The organism is Pseudomonas sp. LG1E9 (assembly GCF_003290225.1).
GTDB lineage: Bacteria > Pseudomonadota > Gammaproteobacteria > Pseudomonadales > Pseudomonadaceae > Aquipseudomonas > Aquipseudomonas cyclaminis.
In genome coordinates, this window is record NZ_CP029983.1 from 5,447,486 (window position 1) to 5,467,238 (window position 19,753).

At 51.7% G+C, this 19,753-nt stretch carries 16 protein-coding genes and 1 pseudogene; 7 read left to right on the forward strand and 10 right to left on the reverse strand.

Annotated elements, in window-relative coordinates:
- From DNK50_RS24940 to acs, 4 genes are all read right to left on the reverse strand, one after another.
- Window positions 1–699, reverse strand: a complete 699-nt coding sequence (locus DNK50_RS24940) for an ABC transporter permease (protein ID WP_099587212.1) — start codon at window positions 697–699, stop codon at window positions 1–3.
- Window positions 696–1,385, reverse strand: coding sequence for an ABC transporter permease (locus DNK50_RS24945; protein ID WP_032886746.1), 690 nt, complete (start codon window positions 1,383–1,385; stop codon window positions 696–698). Before DNK50_RS24945 ends, DNK50_RS24940 begins: the two co-directional genes overlap by 4 nt.
- Before the next feature lie 91 nt (window positions 1,386–1,476).
- Complete coding sequence (locus tag DNK50_RS24950) at window positions 1,477–2,262, reverse strand: ABC transporter substrate-binding protein (RefSeq protein ID WP_112196525.1); 786 nt, start codon at window positions 2,260–2,262, stop codon at window positions 1,477–1,479.
- Window positions 2,263–2,959: 697 nt separating this feature from the next.
- On the reverse strand, window positions 2,960–4,915 hold the full coding sequence (acs, locus tag DNK50_RS24955; protein WP_112196526.1) for an acetate--CoA ligase: 1,956 nt from the start codon (window positions 4,913–4,915) through the stop codon (window positions 2,960–2,962).
- 413 nt (window positions 4,916–5,328) lie between these two features.
- On the opposite strand from acs, the gene DNK50_RS24960 reads away from it, so the two are divergent.
- The gene (locus tag DNK50_RS24960) at window positions 5,329–5,598 is read left to right on the forward strand and encodes a DUF2790 domain-containing protein (protein WP_099587215.1); all 270 of its coding nucleotides are present in this window, start codon (window positions 5,329–5,331) and stop codon (window positions 5,596–5,598) included.
- Window positions 5,599–6,073: 475 nt separating this feature from the next.
- Entirely contained in the window at window positions 6,074–7,324 is a 1,251-nt protein-coding gene (locus DNK50_RS24965; RefSeq protein ID WP_005790649.1) for a ribonucleotide-diphosphate reductase subunit beta, read from the forward strand.
- Window positions 7,325–7,405: 81 nt separating this feature from the next.
- Here DNK50_RS24965 and DNK50_RS24970 read toward each other — a convergent pair whose 3' ends face one another.
- The 5 genes from DNK50_RS24970 to DNK50_RS24990 all read right to left on the reverse strand — a co-directional run bounded on the left by DNK50_RS24970 (window position 7,406) and on the right by DNK50_RS24990 (window position 14,235).
- Window positions 7,406–8,473 (reverse strand): DUF262 domain-containing protein, encoded by a 1,068-nt coding sequence (locus DNK50_RS24970; RefSeq protein ID WP_112196527.1) that lies wholly within the window; start codon window positions 8,471–8,473, stop codon window positions 7,406–7,408.
- On the reverse strand, window positions 8,473–9,057 hold the full coding sequence (locus tag DNK50_RS24975) for a hypothetical protein (RefSeq protein WP_112196528.1): 585 nt from the start codon (window positions 9,055–9,057) through the stop codon (window positions 8,473–8,475). The genes DNK50_RS24970 and DNK50_RS24975 overlap by 1 nt, the downstream gene beginning before the upstream one ends.
- A 56-nt stretch (window positions 9,058–9,113) precedes the next feature.
- The gene (locus DNK50_RS24980) at window positions 9,114–10,709 is read right to left on the reverse strand and encodes a DNA cytosine methyltransferase (RefSeq protein WP_256595387.1); all 1,596 of its coding nucleotides are present in this window, start codon (window positions 10,707–10,709) and stop codon (window positions 9,114–9,116) included.
- A 251-nt stretch (window positions 10,710–10,960) separates the two neighbouring features.
- Window positions 10,961–12,037 carry a histidine kinase gene (locus tag DNK50_RS24985; protein ID WP_112196529.1) on the reverse strand — a complete coding sequence of 359 codons (1,077 nt, stop codon included), beginning with the start codon at window positions 12,035–12,037 and terminating at the stop codon, window positions 10,961–10,963.
- The gene (locus DNK50_RS24990; RefSeq protein WP_112196530.1) at window positions 12,037–14,235 is read right to left on the reverse strand and encodes a sensor histidine kinase; all 2,199 of its coding nucleotides are present in this window, start codon (window positions 14,233–14,235) and stop codon (window positions 12,037–12,039) included. Before DNK50_RS24990 ends, DNK50_RS24985 begins: the two co-directional genes overlap by 1 nt.
- 491 nt (window positions 14,236–14,726) lie before the next feature.
- Here DNK50_RS24990 and DNK50_RS24995 point away from each other — a divergent pair, with 491 nt between their 5' ends.
- The 5 genes and pseudogenes from DNK50_RS24995 (at window position 14,727) to DNK50_RS25015 (ending at window position 18,115) form a co-directional block, all read left to right on the forward strand.
- Window positions 14,727–15,251 carry a Bro-N domain-containing protein gene (locus tag DNK50_RS24995; protein WP_112196531.1) on the forward strand — a complete coding sequence of 175 codons (525 nt, stop codon included), beginning with the start codon at window positions 14,727–14,729 and terminating at the stop codon, window positions 15,249–15,251.
- Between the two features lie 274 nt (window positions 15,252–15,525).
- On the forward strand, window positions 15,526–16,170 hold the full coding sequence (locus DNK50_RS25000; RefSeq protein WP_112196532.1) for an HAD-IB family hydrolase: 645 nt from the start codon (window positions 15,526–15,528) through the stop codon (window positions 16,168–16,170).
- 201 nt (window positions 16,171–16,371) lie between these two features.
- Window positions 16,372–16,556: pseudogene (locus DNK50_RS25005) on the forward strand (MFS transporter); the annotation flags it as partial.
- Window positions 16,557–16,610: 54 nt separating this feature from the next.
- Window positions 16,611–17,555, forward strand: a complete 945-nt coding sequence (locus DNK50_RS25010; RefSeq protein WP_112196533.1) for a hypothetical protein — start codon at window positions 16,611–16,613, stop codon at window positions 17,553–17,555.
- Between the two features lie 179 nt (window positions 17,556–17,734).
- On the forward strand, window positions 17,735–18,115 hold the full coding sequence (locus tag DNK50_RS25015) for a transcriptional regulator (protein ID WP_099585390.1): 381 nt from the start codon (window positions 17,735–17,737) through the stop codon (window positions 18,113–18,115).
- Between the two features lie 24 nt (window positions 18,116–18,139).
- Here DNK50_RS25015 and DNK50_RS25020 read toward each other — a convergent pair whose 3' ends face one another.
- Complete coding sequence (locus tag DNK50_RS25020; RefSeq protein WP_112196534.1) at window positions 18,140–19,645, reverse strand: amidase family protein; 1,506 nt, start codon at window positions 19,643–19,645, stop codon at window positions 18,140–18,142.
- Between the last annotated feature and the right edge of the window lie 108 nt (window positions 19,646–19,753).

The following is a 19,753-nucleotide window of genomic DNA, read 5'->3' on the forward strand; positions in this document are numbered from 1 at the left end:
TCAGTGCTTCCGTGGAGCCAGGTAGCTCAGCCAGCGGCGCTCGGCCAACTTGAACAGGCGCACCAGGATGAAGGTCAGGCACAGGTAGAACAGGCCAGCGGTGATATAGGCTTCGAACGGCAGGTAGAACTGCGCGTTCACTGTGCGCGCGGCACCCGTGATGTCGATCAGGGTGACGATGGACGCGAGACTGGTGGTCTGCAGCATCATGATCACCTCATTGCTGTACTGCGGCAGCGCGCGGCGCAGGGCCGACGGCAGCAGGATGCGGCGGTACAGTTTGTAGCGCGACATGCCCATGGCCTTGGCCGCTTCGATCTCACCGTTGGGCGTGGCCTTGAGGCTGCCGGCAATGATCTCGGCGGTGTAGGCACTGGTGTTGATCGCAAAGGCCAGGCACGCGCAGAAGGTCGCGCTGGACAGCAGCGGCCACATAAAGCTCTCGCGTACCGCTTCGAACTGCGCCAGGCCGTAGTAGATCAGGAACAGCTGCACCAACATCGGCGTGCCGCGGATCACATAGGTATAGAGCCAGGCCGCGCCGTTGACGACCGGTTGCTTGGACACACGCATCAAGCCCAGGGGCAAGGCGGCAAGCAGGCCGAAGAACAGCGAGATGGCGAGCAGTTTCAGGGTGGTCAGCAGGCCGCCAAGGTACAGCGGCATGGCCTCCCAGATGACGTTGTAGTCGAAGATCATAGATCAGCCGCCCTTACGCCTACCGAGTAGCGCTTCTCAAGATAGCGCAGGGCCAGCAACGACACGCTGGTGATCACCAGGTACATCGCCGCCACTGCGAGGAAGAAGGTAAAAGGCTCGCGGGTGGCATCTGCCGCCTGCTTGGCCTTGAACATCATGTCTTGCAGGCCCACCACCGAAATCAGCGCAGTGGCCTTGGTGAGGACCAGCCAGTTGTTGGTGAAACCAGGGATCGCCAGCCGGATCATCTGCGGCACCATCACCCGGAAAAACACCTGGAAACTGCTCATGCCATACGCAAGCCCGGCTTCGGCCTGGCCCTTGGGAATGGCCATGAAGGCGCCACGGAAGGTTTCCGAGAGGTAGGCGCCAAAGATGAAACCCAGGGTGCCGATACCGGCGGCCAAGGGGTTCAAGTCGATATAGTCGTCATAGCCGAGCATCGGCGCGACGCGGTTGAGCAAGTCCTGGCCGCCGTAGAAAATCAGCAGGATCAGCACCAGGTCGGGGATCCCGCGGATCACCGTGGAATACAAGTCACCCAGCCAGGCCAACCAGCGCACCGGCGACAGGCGTAACGCGACCCCGATCAGACCCAGAACAATGGCCAAGGCCATGGACGACAAGGCGAGCTGAAGCGTCAACCATGCGCCATCGAGGATGACGGCCCCGTAGCCTTTCAACATGATTCAGGTCCTCGAAAAGGGGGATGAAAAAATGGCGCAAACCGCAGGAATTCTGTTGCTTGCGCCATTTGGGACAGATCGCTGCGACGATTTACTTGGCTTCTGGGCCGTAAATGTCGAAGTTGAAGTACTTGTCCTGGATAGCCTTGTACTTGCCGTTGGCGCGGATCGCGGCAATGGCTGCGTTGATGCGCTCCAAGTTTTCCTTATCGCCCTTGCGTACCGCGATGCCGATGCCTTCGCCGAAGTATTTAACGTCGGTGAACTGTGGGCCTACGAACGCGTAGCCTTTGCCCGCAGGGGTGTCGAGGAAACCTTCCTGCAACAGGGTAGCGTCCGCCACGGTGCCGTCGAGGCGACCGGCTTCCACGTCCAGGTAGATTTCGTTCTGCGAGCTGTAAGGCACAACGGTTGCACCTTTAGGCGCCAGGACTTCCTTGGCGAAACGGTCGTGGATCGAACCGCGCTGCACGCCGATCTTCTTGCCTTTCAGTTCGTCCAGGCTATCGCTGACGGTGGTGCCTTGCTTCATCACCAGCTGCGCCGGGCTCAGGTAGTAGCGGTTGGTGAAGTCCACAGACTTCTTGCGGTCGTCAGTGATGGACATGGACGACAGGATCGCGTCGATCTTGCGCACTTTGAGCGCAGGGATCAGACCGTCGAACTCTTGCTCGACCCACGTGCACTTGACCTGCATCTCTTCGCACAAGGCGTTGCCGATGTCGTAGTCAAAACCGACGATGCTGCCATCCGGCGCCTTCGAGGCAAACGGAGGGTAGGCCGCTTCGATACCAATTTTCAGAGGCTTGCCTTCAGCGAAAGCCTGCATGGACAGCACGGACAGCGCCAGGGCGCCCAACAGCACGAGTTTCTTCATCTTGGGACTCCATCGGTATAGGGCAAAACAGCAGTATGAGCCATGGCCCACGATGCGGCGAAGGTGAAACCGAATTGCGGTGCTGCGTCCTACACCAATTCAACAACGGCGACGACGAGCGAGTGATCGGCATTCTAACGACAGGCCGGAAGCCGATATTTCCTCAATGCGACAACAATTTACAGAAGCACCGAGAAAGCGGTTCCAGCTCATTGACAGCCTCTGAATTTTATGCAGAGACAAAAGACATTAAACCTGTAGACGCTGCAAATTGCGGGCCTATTATTCGCAAACCCTTCTGGCACGGCAAGTCTGGCGTTTAATCTTATTTATTGGTGTGTCTGGAATGGGGTTTTTCGGGGCACGGGCGTAGCGCTTTGCCTCATGTTTGGGCATGGGGTTACACATTTGCGCCGCTCGGTAACATTCAGAAACCTCCTACGCGAAAAACCGATATTTATTGGCCTGGTGGTCATGCAGATCTGTCAGCTACTCCTCCATACCCACCTTGGAATGCAATCCAAATGTGGGAGGGGGCTTGCCCCCGATGAGGGAGTGTCAGTGGGCTAATTTGGCACTGACCCACTGCAATCGGGGGCAAGCCCCCCCCCCACATTGGATCTACATTGGTTTCAAGAGCCCACAAAAAAGCCCCACCCGACACACGCCGGATGGGGCTTTGTCCCACTCACCCGCCTTACGCGACGTTCATGGTCTTGTGCGTCTCAATCAAATGCGCCACCACACCCGGATCCGCCAGGGTGGAGATATCGCCCAACCCATCGTACTCAGCCGTGGCAATCTTGCGCAGGATACGGCGCATGATTTTGCCCGAACGGGTCTTCGGCAAGCCCGGCGCCCACTGGATCACATCCGGCGAAGCAATCGGCCCGATCTCCTTGCGCACCCAGTTTTTCAGCTCCAGGCGCAACGCTTCGTTCGGCTCTTCGCCATTTTTCAGCGTGACATACACATAGATACCCTGGCCCTTGATGTCATGCGGCACACCCACCACCGCCGCCTCGGCGACTTTCGGGTGGGCAACCATGGCACTTTCGATCTCGGCGGTGCCCATGCGGTGGCCGGACACGTTCAACACGTCATCCACACGCCCGGTGATCCAGTAGTAACCGTCCTCGTCACGGCGCGCGCCATCACCGGTGAAGTACATGCCACGGAAGGTCTTGAAATAGGTATCGACGAAGCGGTCGTGATCGCCAAACAGCGTACGCGCCTGACCCGGCCACGAATCGAGGATCACCAGGTTACCTTCGGCAGCGCCTTCGATCAGGTTGCCCAGGTTATCCACCAGCGCCGGCACCACGCCGAAGAACGGCCGTGCCGCCGAACCCGGCTTGAGCGCGTGGGCGCCTGGCAGCGGGCTCATCATGTTGCCGCCGGTTTCGGTCTGCCACCAGGTGTCGACAATCGGGCAACGGGATTGGCCGACGTTCTTGTAGTACCAATCCCATGCTTCCGGGTTGATCGGCTCGCCCACGGAGCCGAGCAGGCGCAGGCTGCTGCCGTCTGCCCCTTCAACGGCGGCGGTGCCCGAGGCCATCATGGCGCGGATTGCGGTCGGGGCGGTGTAGAGGATATTGACCTTGTGCTTATCGACGATCTTCGCCACCCGCGTGATGTCCGGGTAGTTCGGCACGCCTTCGAAGAGCACGGTGGTCGCGCCGTTGGACAGAGGGCCATAGACAATATAGGTGTGGCCAGTGACCCAGCCGACGTCGGCGGTGCACCAGTAGATTTCGCCTGGGCGGTAGTCGAACACGCGCTCGTGGGTCAGGCCGGCGTACAACAGATAGCCGCCGGTGGTGTGCTGCACGCCTTTAGGCTTACCGGTGGAACCGGAGGTGTAGAGGATGAACAGCGCTTCTTCGGCGCCCATCTCTTTCGGCGCGCAGACAGTGCCCGCCACTTTCATCAGGTCTTCGTACCAGATGTCGCGATGCTGGTTCCACTTGATCTGGCCGTTAGTGCGCTTGCACACGATGACCTTCTGGATGCTGCTGGTTTCCGGATTGGTCAGGGCGTCGTCGACGTTGGCCTTGAGTGGGATTTTCTTACCGGCACGAATGCCTTCATCGGCAGTGATCACCACCTTCGACTTACAGTCGATGATGCGACCGGCCAGGGCTTCCGGGGAAAAACCGCCAAACACCACCGAATGAATCGCACCGATGCGCGTACACGCCAGCATGGCGACCACGGCTTCGGGGATCATCGGCATATAGATAGTCACCACGTCACCGCGGTGTACGTCCTGGCCACGCAGGGCGTTGGCGAACTTGCAGACTTGCTCATGCAGTTCGCGGTAAGTGATGTTGCGGCTCTCGGCCGGGTCATCGCCTTCCCAGATGATCGCAATCTGATCGCCACGCTTGGCGAGATGACGGTCCAGGCAGTTGTAGGACACGTTCAAGGTGCCATCGGCGAACCACTTGATGTCGACATGGTGATCGTCGAACGAGGTCTGCTTCACCGTGGTGAAAGGCTTGATCCAGTCGAGGCGCTTGGCTTGCTCACGCCAGAAACCGTCGGGGTTGACCACCGACTGCTGGTACATGGCCTTGTAGGTCACCTCATCGGTCAGCGTGTTGGCTGCTACTTCGGGGCGAACGGGGTACAGGGAAGCCGCACTCATCTTTCTTACCTCGGTGACAATAGTTGTTTTTGTATGCCCTGTTGTAGCCGGGGCGGCCCCATAGAACCATTCGACGATGGTAGTAACAAGCCCCTACACATTGCCCTGGTATCGACTGACAGGCCTCTGGCCTAAGGCCTGCAAGGCTTTTGTCGTTGTGTGAAAAAACCTTTACCACGGGATTGTTACAAAAACCGCCAATAGTGTTTATCAAAAGCACGGGTATATGAATATAACCCGCAGGCCTAAAATCAACTCCGCCAACCAAGGCACTGTGGTTTACACAGCAGTGATTAACAACGTAACAGCCCCCACGAAGGCAACGTTAATCGCAACTAACCAATCCTAAGTTACACACGCGGCCTCACAAGGGCCACGTGACCCCTTTCGCCCTGAAGAAGGTAAGTACAGAAATGAAAGCTCTCGTAGTTATGGCCCTCAGCAGCTTGTGCGCCACCGCCGCCCTGGCCGACGAAGCCCCGACCGAGCTGGCCGGCCACAACGCCCCGATTGTTGAGGATTACACCTACAGCACCCACTTGGACGTTGCCAAAGTAGTGTCCATGAGTGAAGTTCCTAATGTATGTGAAGTTGTACCGGCCAAGATGGAATATGAAGATTCCCACGGTCAGCGCCATATTCTTAATTACAAGATCATGGGCAATGGCTGCTCTAACGGATAATAACGTCTGAAGTTGGATTCTTATTCGCCGCAAGAAATCGTTCTTGCGGCAAAGAGCCGGCACTCCGTCCCCTCGTCGCCCCCCTCGAAAAAAATCCTGCCGCTCGTCCCTTCAACCAACCCCAACAAACTCGCGCCTTGGCCCGAAAAGCAGGCTTTTTGTCTGCGATCCGAGACCATCCGCCGCAACACAAAGCCGAATTTTTCCCTATAATGCGCGGGTAAATCAGGCCTGCAATATCCCTTTACACAGGGACGAAGAGCCAGACCTGAGGCCTCCGCTGGAGCATGCACCTAGCGCTCCGCACCTCAAGCCTCACGCAGAACCCGTTACCCAATTGCGTTTATTTGCCTGCGCGAGCTGTTGCAACAAACGATTCCTTTAAAGAACCACCGCGGCCTGAGGGTCGTGTGAACACCCAACCATCCGGTTTCACACGGGCACCTTTGAGCCCTCACGCAGGAGACGACACGTCATGCTGAGCTGGGACGAATTCGACAAAGAAGAAGAAGGCGAAGTAGCCACCAAAGGCGCCAACGCCGGCCACGCCACCGAAGCCAACATGGACCGCCTCGACGGTGCCGGCGCTGCTGCCGCCATCGAAGCCCGCGCCGTCACCGCGAGTGACTCCGCCGCCATCGTGCGCGCCAAGGCCGCCCTGGACAAACTCGACGTCGCCGAAGGCCTCGCCGAACTCGAAGGCTCCGCCGCCCGCGTCGCCGTTGACGAAAAGCGCATGATCAACTGCCGCGCCGACCTCAACCAACTCGTACCCTTCAAGTACGACTGGGCCTGGCAGAAGTACCTCGACGGCTGCGCCAACCACTGGATGCCGCAAGAGGTCAACATGACCGCCGACATCGCCCTGTGGAAAAACCCCGAAGGCCTGACCGACGACGAGCGTCGCATCGTCATGCGCAACCTGGGCTTCTTCTCCACCGCCGACTCCCTGGTTGCCAACAACCTCGTGCTGGCCGTATACCGCCTGATCACCAACCCGGAGTGCCGCCAGTACATCCTGCGCCAGGCCTTCGAAGAAGCGATCCACACCCACGCCTACCAGTACTGCATCGAATCGCTGGCCATGGATGAAGGCGAGATCTTCAACATGTACCACGAGATCCCATCGGTCGCCAAAAAGGCAGCCTGGGGCCTGAAGTACACCCGCTCCATCTCCGATCCGAAGTTCGAAACCGGCACCGTCGAGACCGACAAAGAACTACTGCGCAACCTGGTCGCCTACTACTGCGTCCTAGAAGGCATCTTCTTCTACTGCGGCTTCACCCAGATCCTGTCCATGGGCCGTCGCAACAAAATGACCGGCGTGGCGGAACAGTTCCAGTACATCCTGCGTGACGAGTCGATGCACCTGAACTTCGGTATCGACGTAATCAACCAGATCAAAATCGAAAACCCACATTTGTGGGATGCCGAGATGAAGGAAGAAGCGACCCAGATGATCCTGCAAGGGACTCAGCTGGAGATCGAATACGCGCGCGACACCATGCCTCGCGGCGTGTTGGGCATGAATGCGGCGATGATGGAGGATTACCTCAAGTTCATCGCGAACCGTCGTCTGTCGCAGATTGGGTTGAAGGAAGAGTATCCGGGGACAACGAATCCGTTCCCGTGGATGAGTGAGATTATGGACTTGAAGAAAGAGAAGAACTTCTTCGAAACTCGCGTGATTGAGTATCAGACGGGTGGGGCGTTGAGCTGGGATTGATAGAAAGAATAAAGGCCTCCGCGTGAGGCCTTTATTATAAAAAATAGCAATCCACAAAAAACCTTGAATATCCGCTTACACCTACGCAGCACCCTCTATCAAAAGCTCCTGCAAGTATTTGTTTCGTAACTGCCTGGCTCGAGTGCTATTAACCGCCTCAGTAGCTGCCAATTTATAGTCATCTGGCAGATTTCGTTCAAACTTATCTAGTAACGCTTTGACTTTGCTAACATCTAGGACGAGCCCGCGCTGCTGCAGGGAGACCAATGCGACAATTAACGAAAAGAAGTTTGCTTTATTTAGCCAGTACGACTTACCTCTAAACCCTAGCTTCAATAAAAACTCAGCTGCCTGCTCCATTACGTCAACCAAATAATCTCGCTCGTTAAAAGATGCAGAATAGTCATCAAGGTGCTGAATTGATTTTTCGTTGCGGTTAGAAAAGCCACCTAACACAGCAGACATGATATTCAGCACATGCATCAAATTAGTCTTTCGAGCAATCTCGTAACTATTAAACACTCCTTTCTCATTAACTATTTTTGGAAAGCTTTTTATATTTTTAGAATTCGCCCACACGAAAAACTCTTCCGGAATATTGGGATCCTCACGAAAATCATCTTCTTCACGGCGATCCAATGAAATATGATCAGATAGAAATTTTGCGACCAGCATAAAGTCAGAGGTCGAATATTCGGAAGCAAGCTTTTCAATAGACGTAAGAGAATTAGAAGTTCTATTAATTCGTTGAAAAATCTCTTGAACCTTTGGATCGTCGTTTTCAAGATCCAGCTCGATCACCGCGATTTCATACTTAAGAAATTCAGACTTCTGAGACTCTGGCAGGTCACTATACCTCTTACCATCAACATCTAATTCATCTGCAATAAAAGTAACAATTGCATTACTTCTCTGCTGGCCGTCAACTATGCACGAAACAGTAGACATAGTCTCTACATCTACTTTACCCTTTGAAATAAAAATTTGAGGAAATGGAAAACCTAGAAGAATAGTTCGAATAAAATCTTTTTTATGCACATCTCTCCACACTAAATTACGCTGAAAATAGGCGTCGGGTATCAATCTTCCCGATCTAATATCACTGACCAAGTTAAGAAGTGATACGGACCGCACACGATACTCAACCATTAATAACTCTCCCTATCAAAAAAATTCTTAATTACCGAGCGCTGCTTACTTTCAAAAAATGATTGAGACAAATATAAAACAGCACTTATAGAACCAAATAAATCACTATATCTAGAGGATAGACCACCAAAAAAATTATTAACCTTAGCTCTCTCCGGGCCCATAACCATTAGATCAAAATTAAATATCCCCTTCGACAGGTAACTCAAGTAGGTCTCGTGTGCAGGTACCGTTTTTATCACAGGAAATCTTGTCAAATCAGAATACCCCTTGGAAATACGAGAAACAAGCTCCATATACTTTATAAAAAGTCTCGCATCAATTATCGCTATATCCAAATCTGAAGATCCCGGAATAAAATCTCTTCCTTTATGAAAACTTTTACCTATTTTCGCCGATCCAACAACATGAATTGAGGAAATGGATACCTCGAAAAAATTTGCAATTTCATTATATATTTTATACTGACGCTCCTCCTCCCCGACGAATGCATGAGTTGGATAAGTCAAAAATATCTTACGAGCAATTTCATTATAAGAAACTTTCGCCTCACCTCCCTTCCTAATAGCTTCCATGTAATCCATATTAACTCCCCATATCAATCAGCTTTTTGGGTAACGCCCACAACATAATAATTTATTTAAACTTTTATATAGCTCAAGATATTAGACACTACTGAAGCTATCTTATAGGCTAACAGTGGGGGCACCGCGTTCCCTACTTGATGGTACTGTTGAGACCGATTTCCTTGGAAAAAATAATTATCAGGAAAGGTTTGCAGTCTTGCAGCTTCACGCACACTCAAGCTACGACATTGAACTGGATCATAGTGTATGAAATAGTGCCCATCTTTTGAGATATGGCTTGTGATAGTAGAAGAAGGTAAATTCTCACACTGTACCCGAAAACGATCACTAAACTTCCCTGTAGTCCAATTTTTATGAGCAGGTGCCAGCCCCGGCAAATTGAAATCTAGATGTCCCTTCGGAGAATACCCCTTTACATGCGCAAAGCTTGCGGCAAATACGTAACGACGTAGGTCTGAAGGCATATGGCCGCGTGCGTCGTGATTCAACCATTTGGTAAGAGTTTTATCTAAGTACCAGTTATCAAGCGCCCCTAGTTCTTGGATAACATCGGTATCTATCGGAGTGCGTAATGCACCAACTCGCAACTTACTAGCTAATATTTTATTGTAAGTTGAATCAAGCTCTTCACCCAGCCTATGATTCTTCTTTCTATCTACACTAGACATCAGGGAGATTAATTCTTCTCGCACCACTTCAGACCAACGCTCATCTGTGTCTTCCCCCCTAGTTAATCGACTCCGAATAGCGGGAAGGCCTTGCAATACAGATCGTACGCTTACCGAATCTTTAATTTTTTCTAATTCCACATACTTTGGAATCTCTCCCATGGCATCAACTGCAATCCCTAATAAGATTACTCTATGACGTGCTTGAGGAATACCGTACTTCTCAGCCCGAATTATGTAGTCTTTAGGATCAATCTCGCGAATAGGCGCCTCATCGTGACTACTGTTTCTTACGAATGAGCAAATTTTATACCTCCTTCCAGACCTCCGGCCCCCCAAGGCCTTATCAGGATCTGAAAGATCCTCAAGGATTTTTTTAAAAATCTTTTCCCCATTTATCGTTGAAGAAAGTATACCTTTAACATTCTCCATTACGAAGATAGCAGGCTGCCTTTCATGAATTATGCGAAGATACTCTTTATATAAAAAATGCCGATGATCATCCTCAGGATTGTAATTCGCTTTGCTTCTGTTCCTAGAGCGGCCGGCCATAGAATATGCTTGGCAAGGAGGACCGCCAATTAAAACCCATGGACGAGTCTTATCTAACTTTCGGTCTAATATTTCATCTAGCTCGGCATTTCCTTCTTTCGTCCCTAAAGTAATGCACCGAGCTTCTTTGCCAGCTTCATCCCATTCTTTCTTGCTTCTTTCTGACCAAGGTGTTTCTGAAAGGCCATTACAGAAATTATAATAATCACCTAGTGCATCAGGATTATCGCTTTTAAGCAACCTAAAAAAAGACCTCAACCTAAGAGTGTTTCGCGCATTAGAGTCCATTTCTGCGGAAACAATGATACGAAAGCGCTGAGCATCTAAAAAGGATGAAAACCCCTCACCTAATCCCCCAGGTCCTGCAAAGAGGTCTACAATTTGTATCGGGCTCGATAGCTTCATAAATCTTTGAAAACCTAACTGCATGAGCAACTTAACTTTATGGGCATAATAGTGGACATTGTAAATATAAATAAAATCACTGACTATGCCTAATATCAGAAACGACAAATACGGCCATTCATAAACAATATCTAAATAACTCTCTCATTCTATAGTTTCCGCTTTTGGACTCATTTGTAATAGCCTTTCAAGGCAAACCAGATATATTTCTGAATTGCTAACACATATTTTCTTGAACGACTCCCCTTAACACAGACGTCTAATAATTACGTTAACTACTCACTTGAAAAACCCGGTGTGCCAATTCTACTAAAATATGCGCCAAATCGTTCAACAAGAGATGGCACGAACATTGGTGAAAGTGAAGCGAATCGGAGATTTACAACGTTATTTAACGCTTGGTCGGCGGAGAGCGCGCAGATGTCGTCAAACTGAACCATCCAAGGCCCCTTGGATCCTGATATCCCGTCTCGCATAGGCAAAAGAAAATGCTGCTTAAGTGATCCATCGTGTTGAATTAGCTTCTTAACTCTCTCCTTAGAACCCTTTGAAGTAGATATAAACAACGGATCCCAAACTTCCGAAATATCTTCACATGCTGCCAAAAGAATGGTTTTAACTTTCCCTTGATTAGCTAAATCGCAACGTGGAGATACAACAATCCATCTTCGATCATTAAAATTAATCAAATCTCCGGTATCAAGTCGTTCTTTCATAGGAGGTACAAAATAGGACTCCTCCGGATGAGTAGAATCGCCACCGGCAACTAAAAGGGCATCATGTACATGAGCAATGATGTGCCTAGCGACTACCTCAGTCAAATCTTGAGTAAGATCTAAATTCCAATGTTGCCAGCGAGGCCAAATGGATTTATAAAATATCCTCGCAGTTTCGCGATTGTATATAGCTTTAACACCCCGCAATTTCAAAAAAATATCTTTATTTTTCTCAAGCCAAATAAAAACCTGCTCGAACCCATCTCCTTTGTCCATTACCTCAACTTGAGGACTTCCATAATTTGCGACATCAGCATCACCACGTTGCCCCGTGTAGACAGCAACGCCCATGGGCTGTGCTTTGATAATGTAGTGAACTAATTTATTGCCATCCGTATTATTATCAGCGACCCCAACCTCTTTTTGTAAACGTAAATCTACAACTGCCGCATCAAATCGGAATAACTCCAATATTTTTTCTGCGTCAGTGATTGACTTAGCCACTTTATAATCAAGCGTATACCCCTTATTTTCCGCATCAGCATTATGTGAATCAATAGCATCTTGCCACTCCACAAGCTTTGAATCTTCATCTTCTACAATTAGTATTTTTAATGAGATAACTACGGAATTCATTATGTTGGCGCCCTCTGCATTTCAATTACGAAAGTCGTTTGATCCGCTAAAGAATCAAAAGCGACATCTCCCTTGCTTGTTCTCATAGCTTCCCTAGCAATAGCCAACCCAATTCCTGAACCTTCTGACTTCAGAGAAAACCCCGGATTAAAAAGATTCCCATAAAACCGCTCAGCTATAATAGGACCATTATTAGAAACAGTGATTCTCACATATTTCTTTGATGATGTTACTTGGAACATTAATATCCTCGGGTGATTATTACTAACCCCTAACCAATGAACGGCATTGTCAATAATATTAATCAGTGCCGCCATCAGATCTGACTCATATCCCGTAACAAAGCACTCTACGTCACTTTCCGGAAGGTCTAAAATTATTCCAACATCCGAAATACTGTCATTAAACAGCGCCAAACACCGATCTAGTACATCTCTTATTTTGAATACCTGACTCTTTCCTCGGCGCTTCCCGGAAATAGGATCCAAAGACTTAAATAATTTACTGAGCTGACCCGAAGAATGATGAATCGAGAAAGCTTCCTTACTAAATATAGTTCGAAAATGCTCTCCAAATTTAGAGTTCTCTTCTAATCTAGGCGCCCCGTCTGATAGCCGCTTAGATCGAGTGGCAATATCTGACAGAAACCTTCTTCCGTCATGCAATATCTGCGCGACAACCAAACCGAGCGTCGAACGCGATGATAGGGCCTGTTGATAAGTTTCCAGCTCCGCAATTGACGTTTTAAGTGCGAGGCTATCTGCTTTTATCGCTCGCTCCATCTTATTTCGATACTGAGTTGGTAAGTTAGCGGCTGCTCTCGTTATCGCACTGAGATTAGCTTTACTTCTGACTACGTCTGTATCAGTAGCTGATTTTCTACTTAAACCCGCAGCTTGTCTAAAATCTTGTCTGATCGTCTCAACATGAGTCAATACCTCAGATACCATTCGTTTTAAACGAACAAATGAGCCATTGTGTTCCAGCCCCTCTCGGCTACTTCTCTCGATTAGTCCCGAGTCTTTCTCGTCTTCAATTTCCACCAACCCCCACACCTGATTTAGGCCGATTTTTCTAGACGGATTCTGAACTCTCATTCGCTCTAGCTCTAGCCAATCAGTTTCAGCATCGCCGTAAGGCCGTATTCTGAATCCCCCTCGGTAAATACCTATACCGATATTCTCATCAAGTACTTTTTTTGCTTCAAGCCTTCCAATACTCCCTAGCCCTAACTTTTCAAACAACTCAACAACCGCGGCTCCCTCCCTATCATAGATATTTAACTTTAACGAAACCTTCCCGCAGAACTCTTCATCCGATGAAAGTTGAGTGGCCGAAACAATAAGCTCCTGTCGCCTCCCATCACCCCGCTGATTAATAAAACTTCCAATAAACTGACCTTGAAAATCAAAAGTTCCTTCAACCATATAGTGAAAGATCTTGTTTATAGCAAACGGTTTTATTTCTTCGGGATTAAAGTCGTCTTCGTCCTCCGCGATTCCCTCAAGAGCGCCTGCAATTATAGATTGCCCATCAAATCCATGAATGTCTTTTTTAAAGCCACTAATATTTAGATAAATCTTAAAATCATCCTCTCTCGCCTCTACAGGTGATGCAAGACGACGCAACTCTCGAACAAGTAACTCAAGTTGTTTTTTAGTCCACTGATCTCTCAGACCTTGAATATTTAATGTCACTCCAGGTCGCTCTGTACTTTTACCGCTTCTCGTGAGAACCTCAATATCTACTTGATCTAGATAGAGTGTCTGCTCAAACAAGTTCCAATCAACGACAATTTCACTTACTTCTAGAGCCCCCCCTTTAACAACGCTGATTGTTTTGAGGTGTAGCTTATTCCCAAGCCGAGCTGTAGCGAAACGACCTACACCTTTTGCCCCCAACATATTTCTTTTTTTTGTTGGGCTGTGACGCCTAGATACCTTATCGCTCGTAGCGGGCTCAAACCACTTTTCAAGCAACTCAGTAGCACTCATTCCATGACCGCAATCCTCGACGATTATTGCACCTTCTCCGGCACTCCAGTCGCCGTGTGACGGTGGCTTAATAGTGATGCTCACTGATGGCGAATCTGCGTCAAAAGCGTTTTTCACCAGTTCTATGAGGGCAGCCTCCGGTCCGCTTATTAACTGGTCTCCAATTGTCCTTACAATCCTTGCTCTGGGCCTTAACTTCGCCATTTTCAGTCCTTAAGTTGTATAAACCCACCAAATCACTCGGTAGACCTATAGACGATGCTTTGAGTCTCTGCTGCATAATGTACATGAAGTGCCACCATAGCAAAATGCCGTGATTTAACACGCCCGTCCTCCTCAAAATTTACCGTGCTTGACCGCAATTTTGAGACAGATTAGGCTCCTCATGAGCCTAAGAAACTCTACAAACCAGAGCGGTCCTCCGCACCCGACAGCCATGCGGCTTTTTTTCGCCAGCGGTTTCTCTACGTGTGTGAAAAAATCCCCGTTATGTCGGGAGTGGGCGAATACAAGACCCGAAAGGGGAATATGTCCGGCCCGTCTCTGGTGGGTTTCTTAGCTCCCGACACCCATAACGCATGCCCTAAGAAAGCAACCAGAGGTAACGGAAATGCCTGGATACTTTGCATCCCCTGCGAAGGTCATTCGCAGCACCTGCACTATTTCTCAAACACGCTCCGGCTCGGAGGTGTGCCATGCATGAACCTACTGTCTTTACCCGCCAGAACCTGCAACTGCATGCACTGCTGCTGGAGAATCAGCCATGGCTCTGTGCTCGCGACCTTGGTCGTCTGACGGGGCTGTACTTGGATGAACGAATGGTCAGCAAGCTCGATGAGGATCAGCGGCAAACGCTGGAAATCTGCTATCACGGGCAGCCTGAAAACATGCTGATGATCAGCGAATCCGGTGTGTATGCATTGCTGGTATATCACTACTCACCCGGGCATCGCCTGCTGCGTGAATGGCTGACCCATCAGGTGGTGCCGACTTTGCGCGACAAGTATCAACCTCGGTCCAAAGACCGCCCAATGCTTAGCTTGCTGGATTGGCCGGAGATGTCGCTGAGCCTGCTGCATTGGCAGGATGAAGGCTGGATTCGGTTGCGAGATATGCCGTATCTGTTGCTTAACAGGACTCGTCGACGAGTTCCGCCGAGTAAGACCTGGTTGCAAAAAGTAGCTGAGTATTTCCAGTCTGCGAGTCATTCGACACGCTGAATCTTGAAGGGGATTCCGTCCGGGCTGGTGTTCGGACGGACAACCAACACGATCTTCCTGGTCCGCGCTGTAACAATGCCGGATACCTTCAGACGTTTATTCCTATGCCCGACCGGGTAAACTCCCTTGATCATTGCCAGTAAAAGCACAACATCACACTCTCTGGCAGATCTGAATCGCATAACCGTTATCAGCCTGAACCCATGCAGTGGGTACCAGTCACACAGTTATGAGAACCGCTCCAAACGATCAAGGACCACCCGTGAACCCAGACATGCTCGAAGCCGGCCCCATCGACGCCAAAGTACTCTCCGTCTTTGACTTCGACGGCACCCTCACCCACCACGACAGTTTCGTGCCCTTCCTCAAGTTTGCCTTTGGCCCCGGCGAGTTTTATGGCCGGATGGTCAAGCTCGCCGTGCCTGGGCTGCGCTTTTTGGTGCGGCAGATCAGCCGGGATGAGTTGAAGGCTCAGTTGATCCGCACCTTTATGACTGGGGTGGAGAAGACGTGGGTGCAGCAGAAGGCCGAGGAGTATTGCCAGCGCAATTGGGCGCGGTTGATGCGCCCGACGGGGGTGTTGTCGGTGGAGCAGGAGTTGGGCTCGGGCGCCGTGGTGACGCTGTGTTCGGCGTCGCCGGCATTGGTGTTGCAGCCGTTTGCGGATCGGCTGGGTATCAAGTTGATTGGCACTGAGCTTGAGGTGGTCGACGGTGTGTTGACCGGCAAGCTCACCGGGAATAATTGCCGGTGTGAGAACAAGGTGTTGCGGCTTGAAGCGGTGTATGGCGACCTGGGCGAGTATCGGCTGCGGGCCTGGGGCGATACGCGTGGGGATCGGGAGTTGCTGGCGGCGGCGCAGGATGCGCATTTTCGGCATTTTCATGCGAAGAAGAAGCGGGCGAAAGTGCTGCGCTGACCATTGTGGTGAGCGGGCTTGCCCGCGCTGGGGCGCGTACCGGCCCTAAAACCAAACGCCGCATTCTGTCTGACAGCATGCGGCGTTTTTATTGGGACTGCTACGCAGCCCAGCGCGGGGCAAGCCCGCTCACCACAGGTTGATCAAACAGAGGCTTTGAGCTCTACGCCCAACGCCGTCGCAAAGGCTTTTACGATCTGGCTGCGCGGCAGTTACTACGGCGCCCAGAACCTGGCGGCGTTTGGCGGGGCGATGAGTCCGGTGATTAGTGGTTGCTTGCTGATCAATGCAGCGCCCACGAGCATGTTCTATGCGTTGGGTGCATTGACGGCGGTGGGTGGCACCTTATGTTTCTGAGTGGGCGGCGGGGTGCAGGTTCTTGCTGATATTTACATGGGATACCGCTATTAATAGCGAAACTTCTCACGGACCCGAGCCCCATGAAATTCGACACGGCCTACAGCCTGAGTCTAGATGACAAGCTGTCGATCTACGACGTACGAGACCTGAATTTCGACGAGACCGCTGCCTACGACTCCGACAAGGACAGTTTCCTCTGCCCCAACGATGCGTGCCGAGGGGCGTTCGATACGGGCAGTGCGTTGAGCACGTTCAATGCAAAAAACGTCAACTACGTGCGCACGCCGCATTTCAAGAACAAGACCAGCACCCGGCATATCGAAGGGTGCCGCTACGCCAGCACGCACAAGGGCGCTACCGATGAAACCGATGACGAGCGCGAGGACCATTTCCCGTCGGAATTTTTACTGACTCGACGGACGTACCCGCGCAGCACGCCGGTGGCCGGTGCCGAGACGCAGATCCCACAGGAGCCGGCGAAAACTCCCTCAAACCTCGCCGGCCCATCTGCCAGCAGTAGCGACACCACCCCGGATAAAACCAGCGTATTCGCCCACCCGGTGGAATGCTTTGTGTCCAATATCGACGACAAAGACACGCTCAAGCGCATGCCGCTGAAAATCGGCGAGCACACCGCGACCTACTGGACGTTTTTCAAGAAGATCGAATACCTGCAAGACAACAAGGGTCTGATCTACTGGGGCAAGATCAAGGCGATCAAGGATTACACCAGCAGCTTTCGCATCGACTTCGAGAAGAAGGTATGGCTCGACAAGAAGCCCTACTCGGTCAATGTCTACCTGAGCAAAAAACTTATCGAAAACTACCGCAAGCGCACGGCGTTCCTGGAGCAGATCAAGGCGGCAGTGGACAGTGAGCGGGCGCTGTATTGCTTTTTCTACGGGGTGACGCCGGAGCTGAAACACGTGCCCAGCAAGAAGAACCCCGAGCAGACGTTCGGGGTGTTCAGCGCGAATATCGAGAACCTGGATCACCTGATTATTCGAGAGGCGCCGGGACTCTGAAGGCATCAGTACTTCAGTGTGAGCGCCGCTTCAATGCGATGTTCAAAACCCCCTCAGTCCAGCGCTGGGTAAAAGCCCGCACAGAGGACAGCAAAAAAATCCAGTTGATGAGCGGTCAAAACAACTGTACAAAAACACAGTATAGTTTGTCCTCCCCCGTCGAACCCTGGAGAAACCCCATGTCCTCCCTGGCAATGAGCTCTTTCGTAGAACAGCAGATCGTCCTGCACCAATTCACCGCCAAGCACAGTGCACAGGCCCGCGCGATGCTGGGCTGGAGCAGGCAAGACCTGGCCCGTCACGCGGGCGTGGCTGTGGAGTTGGTTCAACAGCTTGAAAGCCAGGGCGAGGTGGATGATGAAACCCGTTTGATCCTGGCGTTTCGGTTGGAAGCGGAAGGGCTGGTGTTTTTCCCGGGGTTTGCGCCGGGGTGGGGAATGAGTGCGCGCCGCTTTGACACCGCTCCAGCTGAACCCATGGCACGGGGCATCATGTCTCGGTTGATGAGTTCAACTAGCGTATCAATCGACTCGGCCACTGCCCAACCCAATGGTGCATAGGGTCGGGCAAGCCAATACCGAGACTTAGCGTCCGACCTTGGGATGTTCTTTCGCGGCCTCTTCGTAACCATGGGCCACGGCCAGCAGCGTGGGTTCGGTCCAGCGGGCCCCAAAGAAGTACGCACTGGTTGGCGCGCCCCGCTCATCCTTGCCGGAAGGGACCGAAATCCCTGGATAGCCGGCGACGGCAACCGCAAAGTAGCTGTTCGTTTCGAAGTCCGACACCATGGCGTCGAGCTTTTGCCCGTCAATCAACTCATCCACGGTGCTTCGAAAACCCTGGATAAGGGCATCCCATAGAGGCTTGCGTTCCTCGGCCGTCAAGGTGGACGCATCGATATCCCTGAGTACAGGCTGGTGGTCAGTCTCGGTGCCATCACGCTGCTCATTGAACTGGATCAACTCGGACACTGACTTGACCGGCAACCCATTGCGCTTTTCCAGGTATTCATTCAGTTCATCCTTTACATCGGCGAGCAGCAACTCGTCATAACCTGTGGAGTCCGCTATCCGCAAGTTCACCGGTACCAGTACGGCACCTTGTGCGCGAAGTACTTCGAGGGTTTTCTTGAACTGTGGGCTATCGTCCACCGCCGAGCTTTCACCATTCGCGGAAAAGGTCGAGGGAAAACCGATGCGCTTATCCTTCAAGGCGCCAGGCTTTAGCAGCGCCGTGTAGTCAATTGCTGTTGGGGCATTCGCGTTCTGGGCATCCTGAGGGTCGTTGCCTGACATGACGTTGAGCATCAGCGCAGCATCAAATACCGAGCGCGTCATGGGCCCCGGCGTATCCTGTCGATGGCTGGCCGGAATGATGCCGCTGCGGCTCAACAAGCCCACGCTGGGTTTCAAACCGACCACGCCGTTAAACGCCGCCGGTACGATGATCGAACCATTGGTTTCAGTCCCAACGGCCAAGGGTGCAAAGCCCGCGGCGACCGCGACAGCCGAGCCTGAGCTTGACCCACCGACCTCTGCATCCGCCTGATGAGGATTGAACGTTTGCCCGCCCCGCTGGCTGAAACCATCGGGGCAGCCGCGAAAGCCGGCCAGTTCAGTCAGGTTGGTTTTACCCAGGATAACTGCGCCTTGCTCACGCAGGCGCTCGACGATAAACGCATCCTTAGTCGCAGCGGCGCCCACCAATCCATAGGCGCCTGCACTGGTTTGCTGGGTGTCGCCCGTCTCGATATTGTCCTTGAGGAGCACCGGAATGCCGTGCAGTGGTCCCCGCACCTTGCCGTTGGCGCGTTCAAGGTCCAGTTCGCGAGCAATCTCCAGCGCTTGGGGGTTGAGTTCGATGATCGCGTTTAATGCAGGATCGCGTTCTCGAATACGCGTTTGCAGAAAACTGACCAGGTCTTGCGAGGTCAGCCCACCTGGCCGGGCCATTTGTTCACTGAGCTCGCGAACACTGGCGTATTCCGTTCCTGGCGGCACCGGTTTTGGAGCCACATCTGTCGACTGAAGCACCATCCAGGAGGCTGCGTGGTTTACGAACCTGCTCACACCATAACCAATACCAAACATGAACGACCTCTAGGGAAGAATCTGAAATAACGCAGGATCACCGTTGACCCTTGCGCCAGTCTAAAAACTTCCCTCAGCCCAGCCTGCATGACGCAGGTAACTCATCAC